Origin of the sequence: Mastigocladopsis repens PCC 10914, from assembly GCF_000315565.1 — a bacterium.
Lineage (GTDB): Bacteria > Cyanobacteriota > Cyanobacteriia > Cyanobacteriales > Nostocaceae > Mastigocladopsis > Mastigocladopsis repens.
In genome coordinates, this window is sequence record NZ_JH992901.1 from 603,746 (window position 1) to 627,674 (window position 23,929).

A 23,929-nucleotide genomic window follows, 5' to 3' on the forward strand; every position below is an offset into this window, starting at 1 on the left:
TGGTTAGTGGTTAGTGGTAACAACTAACAACCAACAACTAACAACCAACAACTAACAAATCATGCTAAGTCCAAGAAGAACTAAATTCCGCAAACAACAGCGCGGACGGATGACCGGTCTAGCCAGTCGCGGCAGTACCCTCAACTTCGGCGATTTCGCGCTTCAAGCTTTAGAACCCTGCTGGATCACCTCTCGTCAAATTGAGGCTTCTCGTCGGGCAATGACTCGTTATATCCGCCGGGGTGGCAAAATCTGGATTCGGATTTTCCCCGACAAACCAGTGACGATGCGTCCGGCTGAAACCCGGATGGGTTCTGGTAAGGGTTCTCCTGAGTACTGGGTTGCAGTCGTCAAGCCAGGACGAATTCTGTTTGAAATTGCAGGCGTTCCCGAAGCAACTGCCCGCGAAGCAATGCGTTTGGCTGCTTATAAGTTGCCCATTAAAACTAAGTTCATTACACGCTCCCAAGAGGAACAGCAGGTGTAGGTTATGCCTCTTCCCAAGATTTCAGAAGCTAGAGAATTAACTGACGAGCAATTGGCGACAGCTATAATTGCTGTCAAAAAGGAACTGTTTCAGTTGCGTTTGCAAAAAGCAACCAGACAACTAGACAAACCCCACAAGTTCAGACACGCTCGCCATCGTTTGGCACAATTAATGACTGTGGAAGGAGAGCGCAAACGGGCGGCAGCCAGTCAACCCACCAAAGAGTCAGAGTAGGAGATTATGGCAATTAAAGAAAGAGTTGGCTTAGTCGTCAGCGACAAAATGCAAAAAACGGTGGTGGTCGCCATCGAAAACCGCGCTCCCCACCCCAAATACGGCAAAATCGTTGTACAAACCAAGCGCTATAAAGTACACGATGAAGATAATAAGTGCAAAGTGGGCGATCGCGTTCGCATTCAGGAAACACGACCCCTCAGTAAAACTAAGCGCTGGACAGTCACAGAAATCCTGACTACCAAACTCAGCTAAACATCTTAGTTGTTAGATAACTAACAACACAAAAAGGGAGAACAATTGTGATTCAACCCCAAACTTACCTTAATGTCGCAGATAATAGCGGTGCCCGCAAACTCATGTGCATCCGCGTATTAGGAGCAGGTAACCGCCGTTACGGCTTCGTAGGCGATCGGATTATCGCCGTAGTCAAAGATGCTCAGCCAAATATGGCTGTGAAGAAGTCCGATGTTGTAGAGGCAGTTATTGTCCGTACCCGTCATAACATTAATCGAGACAGCGGTATGAGTATTCGTTTTGACGACAATGCCGCAGTCATCATCAACAAAGACGGGAACCCCAGAGGAACACGGGTTTTTGGACCAGTCGCACGGGAACTGCGTGACAAAAGCTTTACCAAAATTGTCTCTCTGGCTCCGGAGGTGCTGTAATGGCAATCAAGAAGAAGAATCAGCCGAAAGTTTTTTACAAAATGCATGTAAAAACAGGCGATACCGTACAAGTTATTGCTGGGAAAGACAAAGGTAAAGTCGGTGAAGTGATCAGAGCGCTTCCCCAAGTCAGTAAAGTTGTGGTCAAAGGTGTAAACCTGGTAACCAAGCACGTCAAACCCCAGCAAGAAGGTGAATCAGGGCGCATTGTGACCCAAGAAGCCCCAATCCACAGTTCTAACGTAATGCTATATTCCACTAAGCAAAACGTTGCCAGTCGCATCTGCTACACTTTCACACAAGAAGGTAAGAAAGTTAGGATGCTCAAGAAAACTGGCGAAATCATTGATAAATAGTTAGGAGTTAGGAATAAATCTAATAACTCATAACTCATAGCTTCATTGTTCCCTGACCAAGCCCAGGGATAAAAAGGACAAAAAACTATGGCAACAACAAGACTTAAAACTCTATACCAAGAAACAATTGTCCCCAAACTGATGAAACAGTTTGAATACCAAAACATTCATCAGGTACCGAAGTTAGTGAAAGTCACTGTAAACCGAGGATTAGGGGAAGCATCTCAAAATGCTAAAGCGTTGGAAGCGTCTTTAAGCGAAATTGCCCTCGTTACCGGTCAAAAGCCTGTAGTGACACGGGCAAAAAAAGCGATCGCTGGCTTCAAAATTCGTCAAGGTATGCCCGTTGGCATCATGGTGACTTTAAGAAGCGAAAGGATGTATGCCTTTCTCGACCGTTTAATTAACCTGTCACTACCAAGAATTCGGGACTTTCGCGGTATTAGTCCCAAAAGCTTTGATGGTCGCGGCAACTATACTCTAGGTGTCAGAGAGCAACTCATTTTTCCAGAAGTTGAGTACGACAGAATTGACCAAATTCGTGGTATGGATATTTCCATCATCACCACGGCAAAGACTGACGAAGAGGGTCGCGCCTTACTTAAAGAAATGGGAATGCCCTTTCGGGATCAATAAGTTCATCTAAAGAGGGAACGATGGCGGTTAACGACACAATTGCAGATATGCTCACGCGCATCCGCAATGCCAACATGGCGCGGCATCAAACTACACAAGTGCCATCCACAAAAATGACTCGTAGCATCGTAAAAGTGCTGCGCGAGGAAGGCTTTATTGCTGATTTTGAAGAAGCAGGGGAAGGAGTGAAGCGCAATTTGGTGATTTCCTTGAAATACAAGGGCAAAAATCGCCAGCCTCTCATCACTGCCCTGAAGCGGGTTAGTAAGCCTGGTTTGCGCGTTTACTCCAATAAAAAAGAACTACCAAGAGTGCTAGGCGGTATCGGTATTGCCATTATTTCTACATCCAGTGGCATTATGACTGACCGGGAAGCACGACGTCAGAGCTTGGGTGGTGAAGTACTTTGCTACGTTTGGTAGTCATGAGTCATTAGTCATGAGTCATTTGTCATTAGTAAAAGACGACAGGCAAATAACAAAGGACAAAGGACAAATAACAAAGGACAAAAAGTTATGTCTCGAATTGGTAAACGCCCAATTACAATTCCCGCCAAAGTGCAAGTAACCATTGATGGCACAAAAGTGGTTGTCAAAGGTCCTAAAGGTGAACTTTCTCGCGACTTGCCTGTCAATGTCTTAGTCTCCCAAGAAGGAGAAACATTGCTGGTAAACCGTCGTGATGAATCTCGCACCTCCCGCCAACTACACGGTTTGTGCCGTACCTTGGTTGCCAATATGGTTGAGGGAGTTTCTCAAGGCTTTCAACGTCGTTTAGAAATTCAAGGGGTTGGCTACCGGGCACAAGTTCAAGGTCGTAACCTGGTTTTGAACATGGGCTATAGCCATCAGGTGCAAATCGCTCCACCTGACGGAATTCAGTTTGCCGTTGAAAATAATACTAACGTGATTGTCAGCGGCTATAACAAAGAAGAAGTAGGCAACACAGCAGCTAAAATTCGTGCTGTTCGTCCACCAGAGCCTTACAAAGGCAAAGGTATTCGTTATGCCGGTGAAGTGGTAAGACGTAAAGCTGGTAAGACTGGTAAGGGTGGTAAGAAGTAAAAATGAAGCTTACAGGTAGAGAATCAAAACAGCGTCGCCATAGACGCATTCGTGGCAGAGTCGATGGTTCTACAGAACGCCCACGGTTAGCCATCTTTCGCTCTCACCAACATATTTATGCTCAGGTTATTGATGATACTCAGCATCATACCTTGGTAGCCGCCTCAACTGTGGAACCAGAGTTGAAATCTAAATTAGGTTCGGGTTCCAATTGCGAAGCTTCAGTGGAAGTCGGGAAATTGATTGCAGCTCGCTCCCTAGAAAAAGGGATCACTAAAGTTGTCTTTGACAGGGGTGGTAATCTTTACCACGGTCGTGTGAAAGCACTAGCCGACGCTGCCCGCGAAGCTGGTTTAGATTTCTAATTTAGTCATTCGTCATTTGTTATTCGTTATTAGCAGAAGACAAATGACAAAAGACCCTTCTCCTGACCCAGACGCTACGCGTTGGCGTAGCCTGCGCTTTGCGCTTACGGGTGATGCCTCCGGCAGACCTGACGGCGTTAGCGTTCAGAACCTCCCGAATGAGGCACACCAGTCGCCTACAGAAAGAAACCTTCTTGCAGCGCTGGCTCACAAATGACAAAGGACATTTATTATGGCAACTGGTCGTCGTAAAGCTAACCGAACTAAAAAAGAAGAAACCAACTGGCAAGAGCGAGTTATCCAAATTCGACGGGTCAGTAAAGTGGTCAAAGGAGGTAAAAAACTGAGCTTCCGGGCGATAGTCGTTGTGGGTAACGAACGTGGTCAAGTTGGCGTGGGAGTGGGCAAAGCCTCAGATGTCATTGGTGCCGTGAAAAAAGGCGTCGCCGACGGCAAAAAGCATCTCATTGACATTCCCATGACCAAATCCAACTCCATTCCCCATCCTATTAACGGCATCGGTGGCGGCGCTCAAGTGATGATGCGACCTGCCGCACCCGGTACTGGCGTAATTGCTGGTGGTGCTGTACGTACGGTGCTGGAATTGGCAGGGGTTCGTAATATTCTCGCCAAGCAACTCGGCTCAAACAATCCTCTCAATAATGCAAGAGCTGCAATTAATGCCCTATCTACCTTGCGGACTTTTGCAGAAGTCGCCGAAGACAGGGGCATTCCTGTGGAAAATCTATACATTTAAGTAGTCATTTGTCCTGCATCTTTTGTTCTTACCAAATGACAAATAGCCCTTCTCCTGACCCAGACGCTACGCGTTGGCGTAGCCTGCGCTTTGCGCTTACGGGTTTACCAGTCGCCTACAGAAGGAAACCTTCTTGCAGCGCTGGCTCACAAATGACCAGTGACTAATATTACACAAGGTTTCGACTATGAGACTCACTGATGTTCGTCCTCAAAAAGGCTCAAAGAAACGCCGTCGTCGTTTAGGTAGGGGTGTTTCTGCGGGTCAGGGTGCTAGTGCTGGTAAAGGTATGCGTGGTCAAAACGCACGTTCCGGTGGCGGTACCCGACCTGGATTTGAAGGTGGTCAACAGCCATTGTACCGCCGTATCCCTAAGTTGAAAGGCTTTCCCCTCATCAACCGGAAAAAGTACACTACGATTAATGTAGAAAAGCTAGCCGCCCTGCCTGCAAATACAGAAGTTACGCTGACCTCGTTAAAAGAAGCAGGTATTCTCACTTCCTCACGAGGACCTTTGAAGATTTTGGGGGATGGGGAATTGAGCGTTCCGCTCAAGGTACACGCGGCAGCTTTCACAGGTACAGCTCGTAGCAAAATTGAGGCAGCTGGTGGGAGTTGCGAAGTTTTAGAGTGAGCCAAAACAGCGCACCAACAAGCCTACCCCAGCCAGCGCCTCACTTAACTAGTAAGGTAGCCCTTTATGATCAGTCGAGATAAAGCCCCAACGGCTCAAGAAACTTTTATGCAGATGGCGCAAGCAGCCGGTCTGCGAGGTCGGCTGCTTGTCACCGTCGGTATGATATTGTTGATTCGTCTTGGCATACATTTGCCTATACCAGGTATTAATCGAGACGAGTTTGCCAGCGCCATTCAAGGTAATAACCAAATATTAAGCTTTTTGGATATCTTTTCCGGGGGCGGACTCTCTGCTTTGGGAGTCTTTGCCTTGGGGATTTTGCCTTATATCAACGCCTCGATTATCATCCAATTGCTCACTGCTGCTATCCCAGCTTTAGAAAATTTACAGAAAAATGAAGGTGAAGCAGGACGAAGAAAGATTTCCCAGATTACACGCTATGTATCTTTAGGTTGGGGGATTATTCAAAGTGTTTTCTTGGCGGCGTTCTGGCTTAGACCTTTTGCCTTCAACTACGGACCGATTTTTGTGTTTGAGACAGCTCTTGCTCTCGTAGCTGGTTCTATGTTTGTCATGTGGGCATCAGAACTGATTACAGAGCGAGGTGTTGGTAATGGAGCATCTTTATTGATTTTTGTCAATATTGTGGCAACATTGCCAAAAGCTTTGGGTGACACAATCGATTTTGTACAGAGCGGCAGCCGGGAAACTGTGGGTCGCGTTATCGTGCTATTGCTGCTTTTTATAGCCACCATTATCGGTATTGTGTTTGTGCAGGAAGGCATCCGCCGCATCCCAATTATCTCGGCTCGCCGTCAGGTTGGTCGTCGAGTCTTTGCAGAGCAGCGTAACTACCTACCCTTGCGACTCAATCAAGGGGGCGTCATGCCCATTATCTTTGCTACTGCAATTCTGAGTTTGCCACTGTTGGCAGAAAACTTTATCCGCAATGCGGAGTATTCCAGAATTATTAGGACTTATCTTATCCCAGGCGGTTCAGGGGCTTGGGTCTATGCCTTGGTCTACTTAGTGTCCATCGTGTTCTTTAGCTACTTCTATTCTTCATTGATCGTCAACCCAGTTGATGTGGCACAGAACTTGAAGAAGATGGGTTCTAGTATTCCTGGCATTCGTCCAGGAAAGGCAACTAGCGAGTATATCGAGCGCGTGCTGAATCGACTCACTTTTTTGGGTGCGATCTTTTTGGGCTTGATTGCTATTATCCCTACCGCCGTTGAAAGTGCTTTGGGAGTGCCAACTTTTAAAGGACTAGGTGCTACCTCTTTGTTAATTCTGGTTGGCGTAGCAATTGATACATCAAGACAAATTCAAACCTATGTCATCTCTCAGCGCTATGAAGGAATGGTGAAACAATAGTGACACGAGTAATCTTCTTGGGACCGCCAGGAGCTGGTAAAGGAACTCAAGCTAAAACGCTGGCTAATGACTGCAATATTCCTCATATTTCTACGGGTGACATCCTCCGCCAAGCCTTAACAGACCAAACCCCTTTGGGTGCTAAAGCTCAAAGTTTTATGGACAAAGGTGAGTTGGTTCCTGACCAGCTAGTGGAGGAAATGGTGCAGGAACGTCTTAGCTTGACTGATACTAACTCAGGCTGGATTCTTGATGGCTTTCCCCGCACTGTGAATCAAGCAGTTTTCTTAGAGGAATTGCTGCACAAGCTAAACCAGCACGGCGAAAAGGTAGTCAATCTAGAAGTGCCAGATGAAATTGTGATAGCACGGTTGCTAGAGCGAGGCAGAAAAGATGACACCGAAGAGGTGATTCGTCGGCGCTTGGAAGTGTACCGCTCTGAAACAGCACCATTGATTGACTTTTACCACAGTCGCCATCAACTCCTTTGCGTCAACGGCAATCAGTCCCTAGAAGAAGTCAGCGCTGAATTGAAAAAGGTTATTGCCTCTTAAAAAGAGGCAATAGGTTACAGATGACAGGTGATAGGTTATGGGTTACAGAGAATACCTTACAGTTTAACGCTTATAGGTTTTTCCCTATCCCCTGTTCCCTATCTCCTAAGCAAATGTATGTCAATCTTGGATAAGATATATTAATAAACTGTTGATATATTCTTCGAAATATGTTCCTTTGCAGACTAGAACTAGCTGCAACAAACGAGGAGACTGTTGAGTTGAGGAAAAAAGTTGTCTAAGCAAGATTTGATTGAAATGGAAGGCACGGTCACCGAGTCACTACCAAATGCCATGTTTCGTGTTGACCTGGATAACGGTTTTAATGTCTTGGCTCACATTTCTGGCAAGATTCGCCGTAACTACATCAAAATCCTACCAGGCGATCGCGTCAAAGTGGAGCTGACCCCCTATGATCTGACAAAAGGTAGGATTACTTATCGACTGCGTAAGAAATAACCACTTCTAAAACTATCTACATGGAGGTAAATCAATTATTGCTCTTAATTAACTCAGATGCAATTCAAATAGAAAGTACTATTCCTGACGGATTACCTCATGCCTGTTTTTGGGATGAACCAGACAATTGTTCCAGTGTCTTTGTTTACAATTTTTGAGTTGAACCGGACAATAGCTCTAATGTCTCAGCTTAACTTAATGAAAGTGGCAGACACGAGATTCAGAAAATGTCAACCGAGAATAGCGTCAAAGTTAAATTTAAGTACAAGGACACCACCGAAGGTAGAATGACTTGTCAAATGCCAAGAAAGTAAGCTTATGTAGGAAATCATACCACAAAACCAAAATTTTAGTTTTCCGATGAATTTTACTGATTAATTAACATTAAAATGCTATAATCTTCTATTTGGAGTCAAGAGAAAAGGCATGAAAGTCAGAGCCTCTGTCAAGAAAATATGTGAAAAGTGTACCGTGATCAGACGTCGTGGTCGTGTAATGGTGATTTGTGTCAATCCCAAGCACAAACAGCGTCAAGGATAAAGCGACACAACAAGAGCGAACAGTGAAAAGTCATTAGGGGACACCATCTAATAACTGAGTAGCTGAACAAAAGTTACACCACTAGCTTTGAGAAATAGGGAGACACAAGTTGTGGCACGTATTGCCGGAGTAGACCTTCCACGAGACAAACGCGTTGAAATTGGTCTAACTTACATCTATGGAATTGGTTTATCTCTGTCAAAAGAGATTTTAGCAGCAACGGGTGTCAATCCTGATACCCGTATTAAAGACCTGAGCGATGCTGACGTAGCAGCTCTGCGGGCAGAAGTAGAAAGCAACTACCAAGTTGAAGGTGACCTGAGGCGCTGGGAGGCACTAAACATAAAGCGCTTAATCGAAATTGGAACCTATAGGGGTCGTCGCCACCGCATGGGCTTACCAGTTAGAGGACAAAGAACTCGCACAAATGCCAGAACTCGTCGAGGGAGACGGCAGACAGTGGCTGGTAAGAAGAAAGCCCCATCCAAGTAATTTTTTTTACACCTACCTACAGCAGTACTTATCTTAACTTAACTGAGTCCGATATGGCGCGACAACAAAGTAGTAAAAAATCCGGGAGCAAAAAGCAAAAACGCAACGTTCCAAATGGAATGGCCTACATCCAGTCTACTTTCAACAATAGCATTGTCACCATTACCGATCAAAATGGAGATGTCCTCTCCTGGGCAAGTGCTGGCTCTAGCGGTTTTAAAGGAGCGAAAAAGGGAACTCCTTTTGCAGCCCAAACCGCTGCTGAAAGCGCAGCACGTCGAGCGATCGACCAAGGGATGCGTCAAATTGAGGTAATGGTCAGCGGTCCTGGAGCGGGTCGAGAAACGGCTATCCGGGCACTCCAAGGAGCAGGACTGGAAATCACCCTAATTCGGGATATTACCCCGATTCCTCATAATGGTTGCCGTCCGCCCAAGCGCCGCCGAGTATAGATAAAACTTGTTGGGCGATGAGGGCAAGAAGTTTAAGTTAGCTTTCCTTGCAGAAGAACTACAGAAGACACCACCATGATGGGGAGTTTTCTTGACTCGCATACAGCAACTTCCGCAAGAAACTCAAAACTTCAAAAAACACAAAATACCATGATCACCCACTGGCTTTTTGAGGAGTCAAGCATCACCGCCAAATGTAGTTTGATAGACCTCGTAGCTTAAGAGGGTATTAAGTACATTCGGGAGGGCAGCTGTGTGGTGAGCCAGTAGTTTTGAGCCTTGCTCCCCTTCGGAGCTACGCTAACGGAGAAAATCTCCGCTCAGACAACTCTGACCAAAGCAGTGGCTCACGCCAGTCGCACGGCAGTTGCTATCTCCTATGCCTGCGGCACGCCTACGGCGTTAGCGTAAGCTCCTCCGTAGGAGGCACGGAGACGCTGAACCCTCCAAGCACGCTACGCGTTGGCGCAGCCTGTCCGCAGGACTTACGCCAACAACGGACAGAACCTCCCTCCGGGTGTCTCCTCCAAAGAGGCTGCGCCAACACCAGTTGCCTGGGTCGGAAAACCCTCCTAAGGCACTTCGTGCCACCCTGTGCGTGCCTCACGGAGCGAGGAACTTACGTTAACACCTAGTGTGCCCGTTCACATAGCGTTCCCGAAAAGCTCAGCGCCTGCAGGGCTGGTTCACCGCATAGCGCTGACTCGACTTGATCGAACTGCCCGCCCTTGGACACGGGTGAGGGTACTTTTTCCCATAACCAAGTGTCGAACGAGGCAATGAATTTGTCTGCTAGCAAGACCTGATAACAAGGGAGGCTACTCCGTGGCGCAATTTCAAATTGAATGTGTAGAGTCTAATACTGAGGAAAATAGGAGCCAGTACAGTAAATTCGTTTTAGAACCTCTGGAGCGTGGTCAAGGAACGACAGTTGGCAATGCCCTGAGACGGGTTTTACTATCCAATCTAGAGGGGACAGCAGTCACAGCAGTTCGGATTGCGGGCGTCACACACGAGTTTGCCACAGTTCCGGGTGTACGGGAAGACGTGCTGGAAATCCTGATGAAAATGAAGGAAGTCGTCCTCAAAAGCTATTCCGCTCAACCCCAGATTGGTCGGTTACTCGTTACAGGTCCAACAACAGTTACTGCGGCACACTTTGATTTGCCTAGTGAAGTAGAAATCATCGAGCCGACGCAGTATGTCGCCACCATAGCTGAAGGTGGCAAGTTGGAAATGGAGTTTCGCATTGAAAGAGGCAAAGGATATCGCACTGTAGAGCGGGGTCGTGAAGAAGCCACATCTTTGGACTTTCTCCAAATCGACTCGGTATTTATGCCAGTACGCAAAGTGAATTACAGCGTTGAGGAAACTCGTGGGGATAGTGGGATACCAAAAGACAGACTGCTGTTGGAAGTCTGGACAAATGGTAGTTTAAACCCCCAAGAAGCTCTTTCTTCAGCCGCAGGTATCTTAGTAGACCTATTCAATCCCTTAAAAGATATCTCGCTGGAACCTGCGGATACAGCCTCCGACATTCCAGACGACCCAACCGCTCAGATTCCTATTGAAGAGTTGCAACTGTCTGTGCGAGCTTATAACTGTCTCAAACGGGCACAAGTTAACTCTGTTGCTGACTTGTTGGATTACACCCAAGAAGACCTGTTAGAAATAAAAAACTTTGGTCAGAAGTCAGCTGAAGAGGTCGTTGAAGCCCTACAGCGACGTTTGGGCATTACCCTACCGACTGAGAGGGCTTCCAAACACACCTAAAACTGCTTATTAGTTTAGTAGTAAGTGGTTAGTAGAACAACCCTTCGGGTCGGGTATCTCCTCCCCAGAGGCCGCGCTAACGCAGTTGCTACAACGGGGGCTTCGGGGTTCCCACGGAGGAGTCAGCCGCGTGGTGAAGCAGCGCTGCAGACGGCTCTCCCGACTTGTAGACGCGCAGCGGCTTCCCGCAGGGTGCGGACTGGCGTTGGGGTTGGGGGGAAACCCCCCTCCGGGTATCTCCTGCCCGGACGCTGCGCTTACACCAGTTCCCGTGAGAGCGGGCTAACCCTCCAGGAGGACTGATTCACAGCAACGCACTGACTCGCCAACAACTAACAACTGCCAACTAACAACTACCAGCTACCAACTAACAGAAAAAATTATGCGTCACCGTTGTCGGATCAAAAAACTCAGTAAACCAGCTGATCAGCGCCGTGCCCTGTTGCGATCGCTGACCACTGAACTGATCCGTTATGGACGGATCACAACCACTTTAACCAGAGCTAAAGTGGTACGCTCCGAAGTAGACAAAATGATTACTCTAGCCAAAGACGGTTCTTTAGCAGCACGCCGTCAAGCCCTCGGCTACATCTACGACAAACAACTCGTTCATGCTCTGTTTGAGCAAGCACCTACTCGGTATGCCAATCGTCAAGGAGGTTACACTCGCATTCTACATACCGTCCCTCGTCGGGGTGATAATTCTGAGATGGCAATAATCGAACTAGTCTAATTTAGTCATTTGTCATTTGTCCATGATTCTTGACTAATAACAAATGACAAAGGACATAATCTTTATGCTCAATTGCCACCAGCCTACACCGACCTATCGAGTCGCCTTGGTAATTCAATACCTGGGCACTCATTTTCATGGGTGGCAACGGCAATTGCAATTACGCACCGTCCAAGAAGAGATAGAAAAAGCTATCTCTCATGTAGTAGGTCATCCAGTGACATTGTATGGTGCAGGACGAACTGATGCTGGAGTTCATGCTGCTGCTCAGGTAGCACATTTTAATGTCACAAGTAAGATACCAGCTTATAAATGGGCAACTATTCTTAACAGCTATTTGCCCGAAGATATACTGATTCGGGCTTCAGCAGAAGTGAGTCACCATTGGCACGCTCGCTTTAGTGCCACTTATCGACGGTATCGTTACACGCTTTATACTGAAGAGCTACCGAACTTGTTTGCCAAACCCTTTAGTTGGCATTATTATTATGTACCCCTGGATGAATCCCTCATTCAGGCAGCACTCAAACCTCTGATTGGATACCATCACCTAGCTGCTTTTCGCCGCTCGAACTCAAGACGCCAGCATTCCTGGGTAGAAGTACAAGCAGCAGAGTGTTATCGCACCGGACCATTTCTCCAGATTGAAATTCAGGCAGATGGATTTTTGTACGGCATGGTGCGGCTGTTGGTGGGGATGGTGGTACAGGTTGGTTCCGGACAGCGGACACTTGATAACTTCATCGACCTTTGGAAATATCAACGGCGTCAAGAAGTGAAATATGCCGCACCCCCCCAGGGCTTATGCTTGTTGCGAGTCGGCTATCCTGATTTCCCCTTTCCCCCAGAGATTTGGTTTGATGCCCAACCTAAATTAGTCTTCGGTCATCAGTCATTTGTGAGTCGTTAATGGTTAGTAGAAAAACTAACAGCTAACAAGTAACAATCAACAAATGACAAAGGACAAATAACAAAGGACAAATAACAATGAACAAAACATACCTTCCTCCTCAGGATACTATTGAGCGCGAGTGGTACATCGTAGACGCTACCAACAAACGCCTCGGTCGCTTAGCAAGCGAAATCGCCATGATTCTTAGAGGGAAAAATAAACCCCAATACACCCCTCACATGGATACAGGTGATTTCGTCATTGTTGTGAATGCCGAAAAAGTGGAAGTCACAGGTAAAAAGCGCACACAAAAGGTTTACCGTCGTCATTCTGGTCGTCCCGGTGGAATGAAGACCGAAACCTTTGCCAAACTGCAACAACGTTTGCCAGAACGGATTGTGGAACATGCTGTCAAAGGTATGCTACCGAAAAATAGCTTGGGACGGCAGTTGTTTACTAAGCTCAAAGTTTACGCTGGACCCACTCATCCCCACACAGCACAGAAACCAAAAGAGTTGAATATTCAGACAATTCCAGGAGCACAAGACTAATGCAAGCAACAGATAACAATAGCGGTCGTGCCATGTACTGGGGTACAGGTCGCCGTAAATCCGCAATAGCGCGGGTACGCCTGATTCCCGGAACCGGACAAATGATTGTCAATGGTAAACCAGGAGATCTTTACTTCCAGTTCAACCCCAACTACATCTCCGTTGCCAAAGCCCCCTTAGAAACTCTGGGTCTGGAAAACGAATACGATATTTTAGTAAAAGCTGAAGGGGGCGGCTTAACCGGACAATCAGATGCCGTTCGTCTGGGAGTCGCTCGCGCCCTATGCCAACTTGACCCACAGAACCGCTCACCATTAAAAACCGAAGGATACCTCACTCGTGATCCACGGGCAAAAGAGCGGAAAAAATATGGTTTGCACAAGGCTCGGAAAGCACCTCAGTACTCCAAGCGTTAAAAGCTATCCCCTGAGTACCGAGTTATGAGTAGGTTAACGAGTTAGTCTATTTAGGCACTCATGGCTCGGAACTTTTTTAGTGCTGATGGCTGAAAGCTAGAAGTTATAATATGTATAGATAGACCACAAAAGGAAAAATGGCTAAACCAGAGATTCATCCCCAGTGGTATCCAGAGGCAAAAGTTTACTGCAACGGTCAACATGTCATGACCGTCGGCTCCACTAAGCCAGAACTGCACGTAGATGTTTGGTCTGGAAACCACCCCTTTTACACAGGTACTCAGAAGATTATCGACACCGAAGGTCGCGTAGAACGCTTCATGCGTAAATACGGCATGATGGAAGGCGGTCAATCCAAAGGCGGCAGAAAGAAAAAGTAGCGGGCTGGCTTTAGCTGTTAACGACGACCCTGCATCAGCTGGGTCGATTGTTGTATTTAATGCTCAAGCCAATTTGCTATTTTTTAAGGAGCGCTGCATTCGTCATGGCTGAAACATATCTGCTGGAGAAATTAAAATCCGTTGAACAAACTTTTAATGAATTGACTCGTCGCCTTGCCGACCCCGATACTGCCAAAAACCCTGATGAGTATCAAACAGTCGCAAAGGCACGCTCTTCTTTGGAAGAAGTCGTAAATACCTATGAAACTTGGAAGACAGCCCAAGACGAATTAATAGGGGCGCGTCAGGTGCTAAAAGAAGCTCAAGGAGATCCAGAACTCCAAGAAATGGCAGCCTTGGAAGTTCAAGAACTTGAGCAAAAAATAGAATACCTAGAAAATCGCCTGAAGATATTGCTCCTACCGCGTGACCCCAATGATGATAAAAACATCATGCTGGAAATTCGTGCGGGTACAGGCGGTGATGAAGCAAGTATCTGGGCGGGTGACTTAGTACGTATGTACTCACGATATACTGATGTCCAGGGTTGGAAAGTGAAGCTAGTGAGCGAATCCCTGGCGGAAATGGGCGGCTTCAAAGAAGCAATTTTGGAAATTCAGGGTGACAACGTTTACAGCAAGCTGAAGTTTGAAGCTGGCGTGCATCGGGTACAGCGCGTACCTGTTACGGAAGCTGGGGGAAGAGTTCACACTTCTACAGCAACTGTAGCGATCATGCCAGAAGTGGATGACGTAGAAATCCACATCGACCCGAAGGATATTGAAATGAGTACAGCTCGTTCCGGCGGTGCTGGTGGACAAAACGTCAACAAGGTAGAAACAGCGGCTGACTTGTTTCACAAACCCACTGGTATCCGCATTTTCTGTACCGAAGAACGCAGCCAGTTGCAAAACAAAGAACGGGCAATGCAAATCTTGCGGGCAAAGTTGTATGAAATGAAGTTACGCGAACAACAGGAAGCTGTGACTTCTATGCGGCGATCGCAAGTAGGTACAGGGTCGCGTTCTGAAAAGATTCGCACTTATAACTACAAAGATAACCGCGTCACCGACCATCGTTTAGGTCAAAACTACTCGCTCAATTCATTTCTTGAAGGCGAACTTGAAGGCGTTATTCAGGCTTGTATTTCTCAAGACCAGCAAGAACGCTTAGCGGAACTTGCCACTTCTGGGGCTAGCAGTTAATCTTTGAGGTCGTTAGAGTTAGTTGTTAATTATGAGTTTTCTTACCATTAACAACTAACCACTTGGCTTTCAATATCTTGGAAGACCGCTTGTTGTGTTGTTTCCTCTAACACACACAGGCGGTTTTCTAATGTCTTATGGAGTGCATTATCGATATTTTTGGGATATGGATAATAAGCAAATTCGTACTGCATGATATGATTCAAGTGACGCCATTCCGTCAAAGTTAGGCAGCGCTCAATTAACTTTTCTACTTCTATTTGCCAACGAGTAAAAATCCTGTAGCTAAAAAAACCACTGCATACGTTACCCTTTTCGTCCCAGTAAGAAATACACACTTGATGCTTTAAGCAGCGGATTTTCTTAATTTCTTTTACCTTACAGCCTTGTGCTTGCAGTGCTTCTTTAGCCTCAGCTTTGGAAAAGTGCCATTTTTCTGGTTTAATTTTATTAGCAGCAATTAAGCCTTGACCTCTACGATGATATCGACGAATCTTCCGTGAATAGCGAACCATAATGCGCCTTTTCTGTTACCTGCAAATCTACCTAAAACCTCAATACTTCTGACGCACCCAGTTCGTTAATTTAGAAACTTAAGTTTTAATATTAAAACTTAAGTAATACATTACTACTTAAACAGAAGGCTGTCAACAGACAACTAAACTTGTAATAATGCAAGTAAACTTGTAATTAAAGTTGAGTAGTAACCCAGCAGTGAATACAGAAAGCAGACAAAAACTGATTGAAATCATCAAGCTAGCTCGTGGTTCGATGAGTCAGCGAGGTTTTGGCAAACTGTTGGGAGTTTCTGCGACTGCAGTTCAGATGTGGGAAAAGGGCGTTAAGGTGCCAGATACAGAAAATTTGGCTCAAATTGCAGCACGAGCAGGCTATACATTGGAGGAGCTACTCTGCTGTTTAGAAGGTAAGCCAGTACCAGAAGCTTCAGATTTAAGTTTGATTCTTAGGCAAATCAATCATTTGCCTCTTAGCCAAGTGGCTCAAATAGTTCAAGCTGGGGCAGCTAGGTTGGCTGCTGCGGCAGAAGCATTAGGCGATGAAGCGAAAGCTAGTTAGAACACTAGTTAAATTGTCAGTTGTCTTTTAAAGATGTGTTTTAAAGAATTTTTCTATCGCTTTGGCGTAGCATCACCAAACTTAATTAAAAGAGCAATAGCAATACTGACCACCAAAATTATTGTCATACTTAAAGCTGAACCAAATCCCCAATTTTGAGTAGATCCAAGAAACTGGTTATAAACCAACCGCGCCGCCGTCATGCTGGAAGCACCGCCAAGTAATTCTGGATTGATAAAATCGCCAAATGCTGTAATGAACACCAAAAAAGAAGCTGCAGCAATTCCCGTGAAAGTTTGTGGTACAGTGACTTTCCAAAAAGTTTGGACGGGATTTGCGCCTAAATCAGCTGCGGCTTCTAGCAAACGCTTATCTAGTTTTTCTAGAGCAGCGTATAAAATCAAAACCATATACGGCAACAAGCTATAGCTCATGCCAATTAAGACAGCTGGACTGGTGTTAAGGACATCTAAAGTCGGTAAGCTTAAACTGCTGAGTATGCTGTTGAGTAACCCAGTAGGACGGAGAATTGTTATCCAAGCATAAGAGCGAAGTAAGGAAGAAGTCCACAAAGGCAAGACAAAGCCAATGAGGAGCAAATTTCGCCATCGCCAAGGCGCTATCTGAGCAATCCAATAGGCAACAGGGAAACCCAAGATTAAACAAATCATTGTGGAGCTGAGTGCAAAAAAGAGCGATCGCCCTATGACTTGCAGGTATAAGGGATCAAGTATCCGAATGTAATTATCGAACCCATTGGGATTGACGATATCCCCAGGTCGAATATTTGATACTAAACTCAACTCAAAAATGATTAGTGTTGGTAACACTAGCAAAAGCAACATCCAAATTCCAGCAGGTGCTAGCAATGCCAAAGGTTGTAACCTGCTTAACCGTGGACGAGGCAATTTTGACGCAGCAACATCATTTGGGGGATGTAGATCAGGATGAGGAATTTGAGTAGACACAAACCTATATAACTAAATAAAAAATTGGTATTAGCTGGCTGCAGTCAGGAATTTTTGCTGAAAATACTGCCGATACAACTGACAAGTGGGTGTAACTTTGTTGTTATCTAACTTAATTAACCCCATACTGCTTAACTTGTAAGCAAAGACAGATTCTAATTGCACGGGTTCAGTAGCATTCATCACCCTATGAAGAGCGAGCGCTAATTCCGGCTGTGCTTGCAAAGTTGCCCAATGACGCTGCAGATGATGAGAATAAATGCCGACAGATGTGGAAGCATTTTGCAGCAGTTCCGCCAGAGTGACCTCTCCACGACTAAGGTGATAGAGTGCAAGGTGTACTAGTGCAGGATGTCCTCCCACCATGTCCATGAGTAGTCTTGCTTCCTCTCCATCTGTCCAGTTGAGACCAAAGCACTGCGCTAACTGTTCCACCTGATCTAAACACAAACAAGTTAACTGAATCGGTAGTCCTACATTGAAAGGTGACTGATGAAGCTGTAGGGGAACATAAATTTCGGTCGAGTGAACCACAACAAGGCGTAGCTTTTGCCAGATGGGCAATCTTTTGGAGTCTTCGTACCAGGAACGCAACAAAGGTAAAAATTCTTTTGCTACTTGCGGATGCTCAAAAATTTGATTCACCTCGTCCAGAGCCAAGACCACAGGTGAGTCAATTTGCTCCAGCACATGACTTCGCAAATACATTGAGCAACTCACTTTGCTGCCAATATCATCATCCCAACAGTCGTCTAATCTTGGTTCAAGCTGCAACTGACGGGAGACGTTGGCACACAGCCAACGCAAAAACCGATTTAAATCGCTCAAAATTGCTTGGTCAACTTGTTCCTCCAGGTTCAGGCTCACTGTCTGGTAGCCAATGCGATTGGCGTAGTCCAGAATTCTTAACAGCAGTGAGGTTTTACCCATTTCCTGAGGAGCTTTAATGCGAATTAAGGCTCCTGGTTTAATGATTTCTTGATAAACCTGTGCAGTAATTTCAGGGTGTTCAATGTAGTACCGGGAGTCAACAGGGACTGAACCGCTTGGGAACAGAGGCGACATATAACTGTTAACATCAAGGGCAAAACTTGCCAGGTTTTGTCTTTGCAATGTTGTTTTTAGGGAAACTTCTACAGCAGCATAGGACTCGAGTAGCAGCCGACAATTTTTTTTTGTAACACGCTTGCCAATAACAGAAGAAAGTTTTTGGCGTAATTCTGGGGCGACAACATTTGTAAAGTATCCTGAGCTATAGCCAACCTCTTGGGCAATTTGGCTGTAGGTTTGATTCTGCCAGATTCCCCGTAGGAGTAATATTTCTGTGTAATTGAGAGGGCGATTTTGATTTTCCAGTAGCTTCCGGTTCAGATTCTCCAACACAGAATCAAAAGCCGTTGTTTTGGGCAAAAGTGAAGTTGCAACTGGCAATCTGATGTTTGTTTGCAAGCTTCCAGCATTCACAATGGAAGCCACCATTGAGGAATCTATCTTCTCTTGCCATTTATTCCGTACACTTTCTTGTGACCAAAGCATAGGCGGTTCAGCAGGATTTTGGAAAATGACTGGTAGCCAAGTGGCACAGGGATATTTCCCCTCTAATCCTTGCAGTCTTTCGCGTGCAGAACGCATCGCAGCGTATAAAGACTTTCCACACGAAAATTCAGCTAGAAAATACTTTAAAAATTCTTGAGCCACCACATCTGGCACAGGCTCTCGCATGACAATCACTTGTGGAATGTGCAAATCCTGGAGCTGTTGCGCCAACCCCAAACCATCACAGGAGTTGAAAATCGCTAGCTTCAACCCACCACTAATAGCTTGCTTGAGACCATATTTTAATTGCTCAAGAGTAATCGTGTCTATTTGATTTAGCTGCAAAAATCCTTTTTCTTTACTGCAACTATGACCCGCAAAAAAGAGAATATCCCAACCTTGTTGCCAAAGCTGCTCGTTTAAATCACAAATATTCGGCTCTACTAAAAATTTAATTTCTGCTCGGTTTGATAATTTCTCTAAAAAAGTCCTATCCTGACTAATATCAATTCCTTGACTATTCCCAAAAATTGCTAAAATTCTAACTTGATCTTTGCACTTATTGTTCAGCAATTTATTAGGTTTTTGATACTCTGCTCCGCTGAAGGCAACTTCCGTATATGGGTAATCCTCAAAGAACTTCCACAGATGCCAGGGAAGTCGTCGCAGTATATTGTCGTTGGTTTCAATAATAAAGCGAATTTCTTCAGATGGTTTTAATTGTGTGCGTAATTTCTGGTCAATTTTGCGAAACTTCGTTGAGTTGAGCCATGCATTCATTCTTTTTGACAACAATAGGGATAAATCATTGATGTCAGCTTCAGAAATATTAGTTACACCAGCTTCTTCAATTTCAAAATCATCGTCTATTTCGGTACGAATCCGCCAACTGAAACGTTGATAGAAAGCATAATAAAGCAACTGCCAATTTTGGTAGATCTCTGGAATTTTTGGTGCGGCTGGTAAACTGGCAGTAAATTTCATGCGGTAGGGGTTGTCTGCTTCTCCAAGCTGGACCGTAACAGTGGCAAAGCCACCGTCTAGGTTCCCCTGACCTAAGCTTAAAACAACTAACCTACTCATAGGTGTTTGATAAAATAATGGTTAACTGTAAGATACGACGGATACTTAATACCTGGCAAGGATGAGGGAAACCTCCGTATACAGGTGTTCTGCCGTAAGGGCGACTCCTGATAGCTTAAGATTAGGTGTGAAAGCTAAAGTCAATATTTTTTCATCCTTCATACTTTGACTCTTCACCTTTTTTTCTCATCAAGTAAAATTTAGTCGATATTTTGGACTTACTTGTTAGGGGTATTGGTTTTTATGACAAAAATATAACATTGTTTTCAAAGCTTCATTTAACAGATCTAATTTCTTGCCTAAATTTTGTAGAAATTTTAACATTAACTTTAGTTATACATAGTTTATTTTATACTAAATTTCTGTATATTTCTAAAGTTGTATAATAATGTTGTACACGAAGTAAAATTGAGTGCTTCTATATTTTAAAATAAATAACTACAAAATTATCAGCCTCATCCGGCTTGTAGCAGTTTGCACTTTTCTTCAATGCAATACAGACTGATATTAAGCTTGAGTAACTACTGTTTGAAATTGTGAAATACCTAGATGTAGCAGTTAACACAAATTTACTAAATCTAGGTATAGATTAGTATTTAACTAACTGTCATCACTGCTTGAGTTGGAAATCTTCATCAAAATCTGCAAGTGTAGGATAAACAATAGCAGGCGCTGCATTAATCATTAATAACCGCTGCTTGTACTCCTGCAGATAGGCTTGGCAACGCTCATTCCCAATGCGATTTGCACTCCAAACTATGAAAGGTGGCACAACATCGAAACCCACAAAGCGGAAAATTCCGTGATTAATCGGATAAAGGATAGTATGAATATCACCGTTGATACCTATTTCAGTGTACATGGTTAATGGACCACCTGTGGTGAGAGACAGCATAGCTTTTTTGCCATGGAAGACACCATTGTCATAAAACCTCCCACCGCCGTAAATTCTCCCCATTGCAAACACTCGGTCAACCCAACCCTTGAGGATCGCAGGAAGTCCAAACCACCAAAGAGGAAACTGAAAAATCAGCACATCACACCAGTCGAGTTTTTCCATTTCTGCTTTGATGTCAGGGGCAAAGCCATCAACCTCAGTTGCATACATTTCTTCGACTTGCTGTTTAAAATAGTTTGGGTCTTTTTGATGAATGAAATTGCGACGATCCGAAACAGGGTTGAACTGCATAGCATAAAGGTCAGAAATAATCACCTCATGTCCTGTGGCGTGAAGTACTTCCTTGGCATAGCGAGTCAACGTACTGTTGAAACTGTTGGGTTCTGGGTGAGCGTGAACAATAAAGAATTTCATTTTGACATCCTTATTTATCCGATTCCGATACGCTGCTTATGATACACATACCAAGCACAGAGCAGCGCGATCGCAATACCAGCCACAACAAAACAGGGAACGTAACCCCAATTATCCACAACCTTACCAAAAGCAGCTGCGCCGATTCCCTGTCCGATAAACAAGCTGAATGCAAACAGCGAAACCGCAGTCCCTCGTGCTTCAGGTGCTAATTCAGTTGCTTGGGTCTGAAAGGTGTTGTGCATCATATAAAAGCCCAACCCCATGAGAATACTCAAGGGGATAAACAGCATCCAGTTGTGGAACACAGCTATAGACAAGTAGCCAACACACATTAACCACCCGCCAACACTAACCAGACCGCTTTCACCAAGCTTGTTGACCAACCACTTTACATAGCGACTATAAATCAGTCCACCCACTCCAAAACCACTCAGCATAAACCCAATTGTGATATAAGGTATGTTATATTGGTCTCGCAAAAATGCGCCAGTATAAGCAAACGCCCCGAAAAGGAAAAACCCTTCAATAAAGACCGCCACAATGACATTACGAGCAGCCGGTTGAGTCATGAGTTGGTAATAAGGCTTGAAATTTGCCAAACCTACCCGACCGTGAAGACGATGCTTATCGGGTACGCGACGAGTCACACGCCACATCGCCACAGCAATACCAAGCGACACAATCCCAAATAGCAAAAAGATATCACGCCAGCTGAGATATTCCCCAAATATACCTCCCAAACTACCGCCGAGAATCTGACCCAGCACAAGCGCACTCAGATAACGTCCAATCGCAGTCTGACGTTCCTCGTAAGGGAAGTTATCACCAATATAAGCCAGCGAGAGAGGGATTATCCCCGCAGCAGCCATCCCCGTGAGAAAACGCAGCAAGGTGAGTAACGCGATATTAGGTACAAAAGCACATACAGCCGTCCCAACAGCAAATGCAACCATCGCTGCTGTCATCACCTTCAGCTTACCGATACGGTCTCCCAGTGGACCGTACACTAACTGAAACAGTCCATAAGGAATGGTGTAGGCACTGACAATTATTGCCGCACTACCTACACCGACTTTGAACTCATTGGCAATAATGTGAAGCAGAGGGTCAATCACACGCACATCAGCAATGACCATAAAGGCAGCAGCACCTAGTATTCCCAATGAAACGCGCTTCTTACCTGCTTGTTCTGTTGTAGAGCTACCCACTTATGTCTCCTATTCTTTAAGTCTAGTTACTCATAGGCTGGAAGCCCTTCCCATTACCCACATTTTTCATTTATTCCTGACATTTAACAGTACATATCCCCATAAGAGGTAAAATTGATAACCACAGATGGACACAGATGGAATCTACTTATGCAAGAGGTCTAATGTAAATCAACGCTGAATCGTTTTCGCCGACTGGTTGAATAACAAATCTCTTGACTTTTCGACATCAAGCGCCTGATTTTTGAAGGCTTCTGCCTTCTGGTAAGCACGAATTGTCGCCGGACGCGCCTGAATTGTCTCAAACCAGCGCTTCAGATTGGGAAAATCCTCTAACTTTTGGCTTTGGCTTTCATATGGTACAATCCACGGATATGCAGCGATATCAGCAATGGAATAATCGCCTGCGATAAACTCCCTATCTGCTAACCGCTTATCTAGGACAGCGTACAAGCGTGCCGTTTCATTCACATAGCGGTTGATAGCATAGTCAATCTTTTCGGGCGCATACTTACTAAAGTGGTGGTTTTGTCCCGCCATGGGTCCTAAACCTCCCATTTGCCAGAATAACCATTGTAGGACTTCAACACGTGCGCGTAAATCTGTTGGAATCAACTTGCCAGTTTTTTCTGCCAAATACAGCAAAATTGCACCCGATTCAAACACGGAAATCGGTTCACCACCCGTTGCAGGTTCATGGTCAATAATTGCAGGGATGCGATTATTAGGAGAAATCTTGAGAAATTCTGGCTTGAACTGATCCCCAGCGCCAATATTGATAGGAACGATGTTGTAGGGTAGTCCGACTTCTTCCAGGAAGATGGTGATTTTATGTCCGTTTGGTGTTGTCCAATAGTAAAGCTCAATCATCACAAACCTCCGTTAAAGATTTTACTTAACCAAATTCTTTAGGTGTGGGGTAGGGTGTTCCTACACCTTATACCCCAATCAACTTCAAGACACGATTTGGGCTAAATAAATTTAACCCTGATAAGGGTTTCCGACTTTATCGACAAAAACGTTATAGGCAAATGGCAAGCGTCCGGGATCGCGTCGCGATTCTGCTGCATATCCAACAGGTACCACAACTGCGATCGCAATATCTGGATTGTCCGCAGCGCCAATCACTTCCTTAACCTTCTCCTCAATCCAACCGTTCATAAAGCAGGTGGATAAACCCAAACTTTCTGCTGCTAGTACCAAATGTGTCGCGGCAATCATGGCATCTTTGATGGCGTACTCCCGCCGTTTTTCTCCAAGTCCTGCTTGATGCTGCGGGATAGCAGTTTTAAAATAGTTCACTGTGCCCTCACTCCAGGCACCAGTTTGAATACCTTGATCATAAATCGGGGTCAGGTCTTTTTCCCCAGCAGTAGCGTCAGCAGCAAAGACAAAAGTCACAGGCGCTTCGACGATTTGCTTTTGATTCCAAGAAGCAGCAGAAAGAGCTGCCTTCTGTGCCTCATCTTGTACCAGAACTATCCGCCAGTCCTGGATGTTATAGCTACTAGGCGCTGCTACAGTCAGATCAACGAGTTGCTTGAGTAATTCTGGGGATATGGGGTCTGGTTTGAAACTTTTGATAGAACGACGCTGATGAATAGCGCTAGGGACATCCAGAGGTTGGGTTTGAAGGCTGAGTTCTTGAACCATAAAACCTATACGTCAAGTTTTTAAAGATTATAAAGTTGCATTGCACCTATTCGTAATT

General features: G+C 45.2%; 34 protein-coding genes. 27 read left to right on the forward strand and 7 right to left on the reverse strand.

Annotated elements, in window-relative coordinates:
• Positions 1-61 precede the first annotated feature (61 nt).
• From rplP to prfA, 26 genes are all read left to right on the forward strand, one after another.
• Positions 62-487 carry a 50S ribosomal protein L16 gene (gene rplP / locus MAS10914_RS0104795; RefSeq protein WP_017314767.1) on the forward strand — a complete coding sequence of 142 codons (426 nt, stop codon included), beginning with the start codon at positions 62-64 and terminating at the stop codon, positions 485-487.
• 3 nt (positions 488-490) lie between these two features.
• Entirely contained in the window at positions 491-721 is a 231-nt protein-coding gene (rpmC, locus tag MAS10914_RS0104800; protein ID WP_017314768.1) for a 50S ribosomal protein L29, read from the forward strand.
• A 6-nt stretch (positions 722-727) separates the two neighbouring features.
• On the forward strand, positions 728-976 hold the full coding sequence (rpsQ, locus tag MAS10914_RS0104805; protein WP_017314769.1) for a 30S ribosomal protein S17: 249 nt from the start codon (positions 728-730) through the stop codon (positions 974-976).
• A gap of 47 nt (positions 977-1,023) precedes the next feature.
• On the forward strand, positions 1,024-1,392 hold the full coding sequence (rplN, locus tag MAS10914_RS0104810; protein ID WP_017314770.1) for a 50S ribosomal protein L14: 369 nt from the start codon (positions 1,024-1,026) through the stop codon (positions 1,390-1,392).
• Positions 1,392-1,748, forward strand: a complete 357-nt coding sequence (gene rplX / locus MAS10914_RS0104815) for a 50S ribosomal protein L24 (protein ID WP_017314771.1) — start codon at positions 1,392-1,394, stop codon at positions 1,746-1,748. The genes rplN and rplX overlap by 1 nt, the downstream gene beginning before the upstream one ends.
• 87 nt (positions 1,749-1,835) lie before the next feature.
• Positions 1,836-2,384: a 50S ribosomal protein L5 gene (rplE, locus tag MAS10914_RS0104820; RefSeq protein WP_017314772.1), complete on the forward strand. Its 549-nt coding sequence runs from the start codon at positions 1,836-1,838 to the stop codon at positions 2,382-2,384.
• Positions 2,385-2,404: 20 nt separating this feature from the next.
• Positions 2,405-2,806 (forward strand): 30S ribosomal protein S8, encoded by a 402-nt coding sequence (rpsH, locus tag MAS10914_RS0104825; RefSeq protein ID WP_017314773.1) that lies wholly within the window; start codon positions 2,405-2,407, stop codon positions 2,804-2,806.
• Between the two features lie 93 nt (positions 2,807-2,899).
• Positions 2,900-3,448, forward strand: a complete 549-nt coding sequence (gene rplF / locus MAS10914_RS0104830; RefSeq protein ID WP_017314774.1) for a 50S ribosomal protein L6 — start codon at positions 2,900-2,902, stop codon at positions 3,446-3,448.
• A 2-nt stretch (positions 3,449-3,450) separates the two neighbouring features.
• Entirely contained in the window at positions 3,451-3,813 is a 363-nt protein-coding gene (rplR, locus tag MAS10914_RS0104835; protein ID WP_017314775.1) for a 50S ribosomal protein L18, read from the forward strand.
• A gap of 43 nt (positions 3,814-3,856) precedes the next feature.
• Positions 3,857-4,030, forward strand: coding sequence for a hypothetical protein (locus MAS10914_RS33895; RefSeq protein WP_017314776.1), 174 nt, complete (start codon positions 3,857-3,859; stop codon positions 4,028-4,030).
• 15 nt (positions 4,031-4,045) lie between these two features.
• Entirely contained in the window at positions 4,046-4,570 is a 525-nt protein-coding gene (gene rpsE, locus MAS10914_RS0104845; RefSeq protein WP_017314777.1) for a 30S ribosomal protein S5, read from the forward strand.
• Positions 4,571-4,757: 187 nt separating this feature from the next.
• Entirely contained in the window at positions 4,758-5,204 is a 447-nt protein-coding gene (rplO, locus tag MAS10914_RS0104850; RefSeq protein WP_017314778.1) for a 50S ribosomal protein L15, read from the forward strand.
• A 66-nt stretch (positions 5,205-5,270) separates the two neighbouring features.
• Positions 5,271-6,584, forward strand: a complete 1,314-nt coding sequence (secY, locus tag MAS10914_RS0104855; RefSeq protein ID WP_017314779.1) for a preprotein translocase subunit SecY — start codon at positions 5,271-5,273, stop codon at positions 6,582-6,584.
• Positions 6,584-7,138 carry an adenylate kinase gene (locus MAS10914_RS0104860; RefSeq protein WP_017314780.1) on the forward strand — a complete coding sequence of 185 codons (555 nt, stop codon included), beginning with the start codon at positions 6,584-6,586 and terminating at the stop codon, positions 7,136-7,138. Before secY ends, MAS10914_RS0104860 begins: the two co-directional genes overlap by 1 nt.
• Positions 7,139-7,372: 234 nt before the next feature.
• A complete protein-coding gene (gene infA, locus MAS10914_RS0104865) occupies positions 7,373-7,597 on the forward strand; it encodes a translation initiation factor IF-1 (RefSeq protein WP_006276978.1) in 225 nt (74 codons plus the stop codon).
• Between the two features lie 426 nt (positions 7,598-8,023).
• Positions 8,024-8,137, forward strand: a complete 114-nt coding sequence (gene rpmJ, locus MAS10914_RS32595) for a 50S ribosomal protein L36 (protein ID WP_071599794.1) — start codon at positions 8,024-8,026, stop codon at positions 8,135-8,137.
• A gap of 111 nt (positions 8,138-8,248) precedes the next feature.
• Positions 8,249-8,629, forward strand: coding sequence for a 30S ribosomal protein S13 (rpsM, locus tag MAS10914_RS0104875; protein ID WP_017314782.1), 381 nt, complete (start codon positions 8,249-8,251; stop codon positions 8,627-8,629).
• 53 nt (positions 8,630-8,682) lie between these two features.
• Positions 8,683-9,081 (forward strand): 30S ribosomal protein S11, encoded by a 399-nt coding sequence (rpsK, locus tag MAS10914_RS0104880; RefSeq protein WP_017314783.1) that lies wholly within the window; start codon positions 8,683-8,685, stop codon positions 9,079-9,081.
• 279 nt (positions 9,082-9,360) lie between these two features.
• On the forward strand, positions 9,361-9,492 hold the full coding sequence (locus MAS10914_RS36100) for a hypothetical protein (RefSeq protein WP_269635043.1): 132 nt from the start codon (positions 9,361-9,363) through the stop codon (positions 9,490-9,492).
• A gap of 414 nt (positions 9,493-9,906) precedes the next feature.
• A complete protein-coding gene (locus MAS10914_RS0104885) occupies positions 9,907-10,854 on the forward strand; it encodes a DNA-directed RNA polymerase subunit alpha (RefSeq protein WP_017314784.1) in 948 nt (315 codons plus the stop codon).
• Between the two features lie 382 nt (positions 10,855-11,236).
• The gene (gene rplQ / locus MAS10914_RS0104890) at positions 11,237-11,587 is read left to right on the forward strand and encodes a 50S ribosomal protein L17 (protein ID WP_017314785.1); all 351 of its coding nucleotides are present in this window, start codon (positions 11,237-11,239) and stop codon (positions 11,585-11,587) included.
• Between the two features lie 64 nt (positions 11,588-11,651).
• Entirely contained in the window at positions 11,652-12,497 is an 846-nt protein-coding gene (gene truA / locus MAS10914_RS0104895) for a tRNA pseudouridine(38-40) synthase TruA (RefSeq protein ID WP_017314786.1), read from the forward strand.
• 77 nt (positions 12,498-12,574) lie between these two features.
• Positions 12,575-13,030, forward strand: coding sequence for a 50S ribosomal protein L13 (gene rplM, locus MAS10914_RS0104900; RefSeq protein WP_017314787.1), 456 nt, complete (start codon positions 12,575-12,577; stop codon positions 13,028-13,030).
• Complete coding sequence (rpsI, locus tag MAS10914_RS0104905) at positions 13,030-13,446, forward strand: 30S ribosomal protein S9 (protein WP_017314788.1); 417 nt, start codon at positions 13,030-13,032, stop codon at positions 13,444-13,446. The genes rplM and rpsI overlap by 1 nt, the downstream gene beginning before the upstream one ends.
• A gap of 137 nt (positions 13,447-13,583) precedes the next feature.
• Positions 13,584-13,826: a 50S ribosomal protein L31 gene (gene rpmE / locus MAS10914_RS0104910; RefSeq protein ID WP_017314789.1), complete on the forward strand. Its 243-nt coding sequence runs from the start codon at positions 13,584-13,586 to the stop codon at positions 13,824-13,826.
• 104 nt (positions 13,827-13,930) lie between these two features.
• A complete protein-coding gene (prfA, locus tag MAS10914_RS0104915; RefSeq protein ID WP_017314790.1) occupies positions 13,931-15,031 on the forward strand; it encodes a peptide chain release factor 1 in 1,101 nt (366 codons plus the stop codon).
• 47 nt (positions 15,032-15,078) lie between these two features.
• Here the strand turns inward: prfA and MAS10914_RS0104920 are convergent, their stop codons facing one another.
• A complete protein-coding gene (locus MAS10914_RS0104920; protein WP_017314791.1) occupies positions 15,079-15,546 on the reverse strand; it encodes a hypothetical protein in 468 nt (155 codons plus the stop codon).
• A 199-nt stretch (positions 15,547-15,745) separates the two neighbouring features.
• Here MAS10914_RS0104920 and MAS10914_RS0104925 point away from each other — a divergent pair, with 199 nt between their 5' ends.
• Positions 15,746-16,108 carry a helix-turn-helix domain-containing protein gene (locus MAS10914_RS0104925; protein ID WP_026082338.1) on the forward strand — a complete coding sequence of 121 codons (363 nt, stop codon included), beginning with the start codon at positions 15,746-15,748 and terminating at the stop codon, positions 16,106-16,108.
• Positions 16,109-16,161: 53 nt separating this feature from the next.
• Here MAS10914_RS0104925 and MAS10914_RS0104930 read toward each other — a convergent pair whose 3' ends face one another.
• From MAS10914_RS0104930 to MAS10914_RS0104960, 6 genes are all read right to left on the reverse strand, one after another.
• A complete protein-coding gene (locus MAS10914_RS0104930; protein WP_017314793.1) occupies positions 16,162-17,076 on the reverse strand; it encodes an ABC transporter permease in 915 nt (304 codons plus the stop codon).
• Positions 17,077-17,106: 30 nt separating this feature from the next.
• Entirely contained in the window at positions 17,107-19,695 is a 2,589-nt protein-coding gene (locus tag MAS10914_RS35320; RefSeq protein ID WP_017314794.1) for an AAA-like domain-containing protein, read from the reverse strand.
• Between the two features lie 610 nt (positions 19,696-20,305).
• Positions 20,306-21,007, reverse strand: coding sequence for an NAD(P)H-dependent oxidoreductase (locus MAS10914_RS0104945; RefSeq protein WP_017314795.1), 702 nt, complete (start codon positions 21,005-21,007; stop codon positions 20,306-20,308).
• A gap of 14 nt (positions 21,008-21,021) precedes the next feature.
• A complete protein-coding gene (locus MAS10914_RS0104950) occupies positions 21,022-22,218 on the reverse strand; it encodes an MFS transporter (protein WP_017314796.1) in 1,197 nt (398 codons plus the stop codon).
• A 171-nt stretch (positions 22,219-22,389) separates the two neighbouring features.
• Positions 22,390-23,088 carry a glutathione binding-like protein gene (locus MAS10914_RS0104955; protein ID WP_017314797.1) on the reverse strand — a complete coding sequence of 233 codons (699 nt, stop codon included), beginning with the start codon at positions 23,086-23,088 and terminating at the stop codon, positions 22,390-22,392.
• 111 nt (positions 23,089-23,199) lie between these two features.
• Positions 23,200-23,871 carry a nitroreductase family protein gene (locus MAS10914_RS0104960; protein WP_017314798.1) on the reverse strand — a complete coding sequence of 224 codons (672 nt, stop codon included), beginning with the start codon at positions 23,869-23,871 and terminating at the stop codon, positions 23,200-23,202.
• Positions 23,872-23,929 lie beyond the last annotated feature (58 nt).

Excerpts from the sequence above, each read along its gene's own strand:
- prfA (WP_017314790.1), top strand. The coding sequence starts at position 13,931 with ATGGCTGAAACATATCTGCTGGAGAAATTAAAATCCGTTGAACAAACT.
- secY (WP_017314779.1), top strand. The coding sequence starts at position 5,271 with ATGATCAGTCGAGATAAAGCCCCAACGGCTCAAGAAACTTTTATGCAG.
- MAS10914_RS0104955 (WP_017314797.1), bottom strand. The coding sequence starts at position 23,088 with ATGATTGAGCTTTACTATTGGACAACACCAAACGGACATAAAATCACC.
- rpmC (WP_017314768.1), top strand. The coding sequence starts at position 491 with ATGCCTCTTCCCAAGATTTCAGAAGCTAGAGAATTAACTGACGAGCAA.
- rpsI (WP_017314788.1), top strand. The coding sequence starts at position 13,030 with ATGCAAGCAACAGATAACAATAGCGGTCGTGCCATGTACTGGGGTACA.
- rplX (WP_017314771.1), top strand. The coding sequence starts at position 1,392 with ATGGCAATCAAGAAGAAGAATCAGCCGAAAGTTTTTTACAAAATGCAT.
- rplM (WP_017314787.1), top strand. The coding sequence starts at position 12,575 with ATGAACAAAACATACCTTCCTCCTCAGGATACTATTGAGCGCGAGTGG.
- MAS10914_RS35320 (WP_017314794.1), bottom strand. The coding sequence starts at position 19,695 with ATGAGTAGGTTAGTTGTTTTAAGCTTAGGTCAGGGGAACCTAGACGGT.
- MAS10914_RS0104960 (WP_017314798.1), bottom strand. The coding sequence starts at position 23,871 with ATGGTTCAAGAACTCAGCCTTCAAACCCAACCTCTGGATGTCCCTAGC.
- MAS10914_RS0104945 (WP_017314795.1), bottom strand. The coding sequence starts at position 21,007 with ATGAAATTCTTTATTGTTCACGCTCACCCAGAACCCAACAGTTTCAAC.
- rpsK (WP_017314783.1), top strand. The coding sequence starts at position 8,683 with ATGGCGCGACAACAAAGTAGTAAAAAATCCGGGAGCAAAAAGCAAAAA.
- rpmE (WP_017314789.1), top strand. The coding sequence starts at position 13,584 with ATGGCTAAACCAGAGATTCATCCCCAGTGGTATCCAGAGGCAAAAGTT.
- rplR (WP_017314775.1), top strand. The coding sequence starts at position 3,451 with ATGAAGCTTACAGGTAGAGAATCAAAACAGCGTCGCCATAGACGCATT.
- truA (WP_017314786.1), top strand. The coding sequence starts at position 11,652 with ATGCTCAATTGCCACCAGCCTACACCGACCTATCGAGTCGCCTTGGTA.
- rplQ (WP_017314785.1), top strand. The coding sequence starts at position 11,237 with ATGCGTCACCGTTGTCGGATCAAAAAACTCAGTAAACCAGCTGATCAG.
- rplF (WP_017314774.1), top strand. The coding sequence starts at position 2,900 with ATGTCTCGAATTGGTAAACGCCCAATTACAATTCCCGCCAAAGTGCAA.
- rplP (WP_017314767.1), top strand. The coding sequence starts at position 62 with ATGCTAAGTCCAAGAAGAACTAAATTCCGCAAACAACAGCGCGGACGG.
- rpsQ (WP_017314769.1), top strand. The coding sequence starts at position 728 with ATGGCAATTAAAGAAAGAGTTGGCTTAGTCGTCAGCGACAAAATGCAA.
- rpsH (WP_017314773.1), top strand. The coding sequence starts at position 2,405 with ATGGCGGTTAACGACACAATTGCAGATATGCTCACGCGCATCCGCAAT.
- MAS10914_RS33895 (WP_017314776.1), top strand. The coding sequence starts at position 3,857 with ATGACAAAAGACCCTTCTCCTGACCCAGACGCTACGCGTTGGCGTAGC.
- rplO (WP_017314778.1), top strand. The coding sequence starts at position 4,758 with ATGAGACTCACTGATGTTCGTCCTCAAAAAGGCTCAAAGAAACGCCGT.
- rplE (WP_017314772.1), top strand. The coding sequence starts at position 1,836 with ATGGCAACAACAAGACTTAAAACTCTATACCAAGAAACAATTGTCCCC.
- rpsE (WP_017314777.1), top strand. The coding sequence starts at position 4,046 with ATGGCAACTGGTCGTCGTAAAGCTAACCGAACTAAAAAAGAAGAAACC.
- MAS10914_RS0104920 (WP_017314791.1), bottom strand. The coding sequence starts at position 15,546 with ATGGTTCGCTATTCACGGAAGATTCGTCGATATCATCGTAGAGGTCAA.
- rpmJ (WP_071599794.1), top strand. The coding sequence starts at position 8,024 with ATGAAAGTCAGAGCCTCTGTCAAGAAAATATGTGAAAAGTGTACCGTG.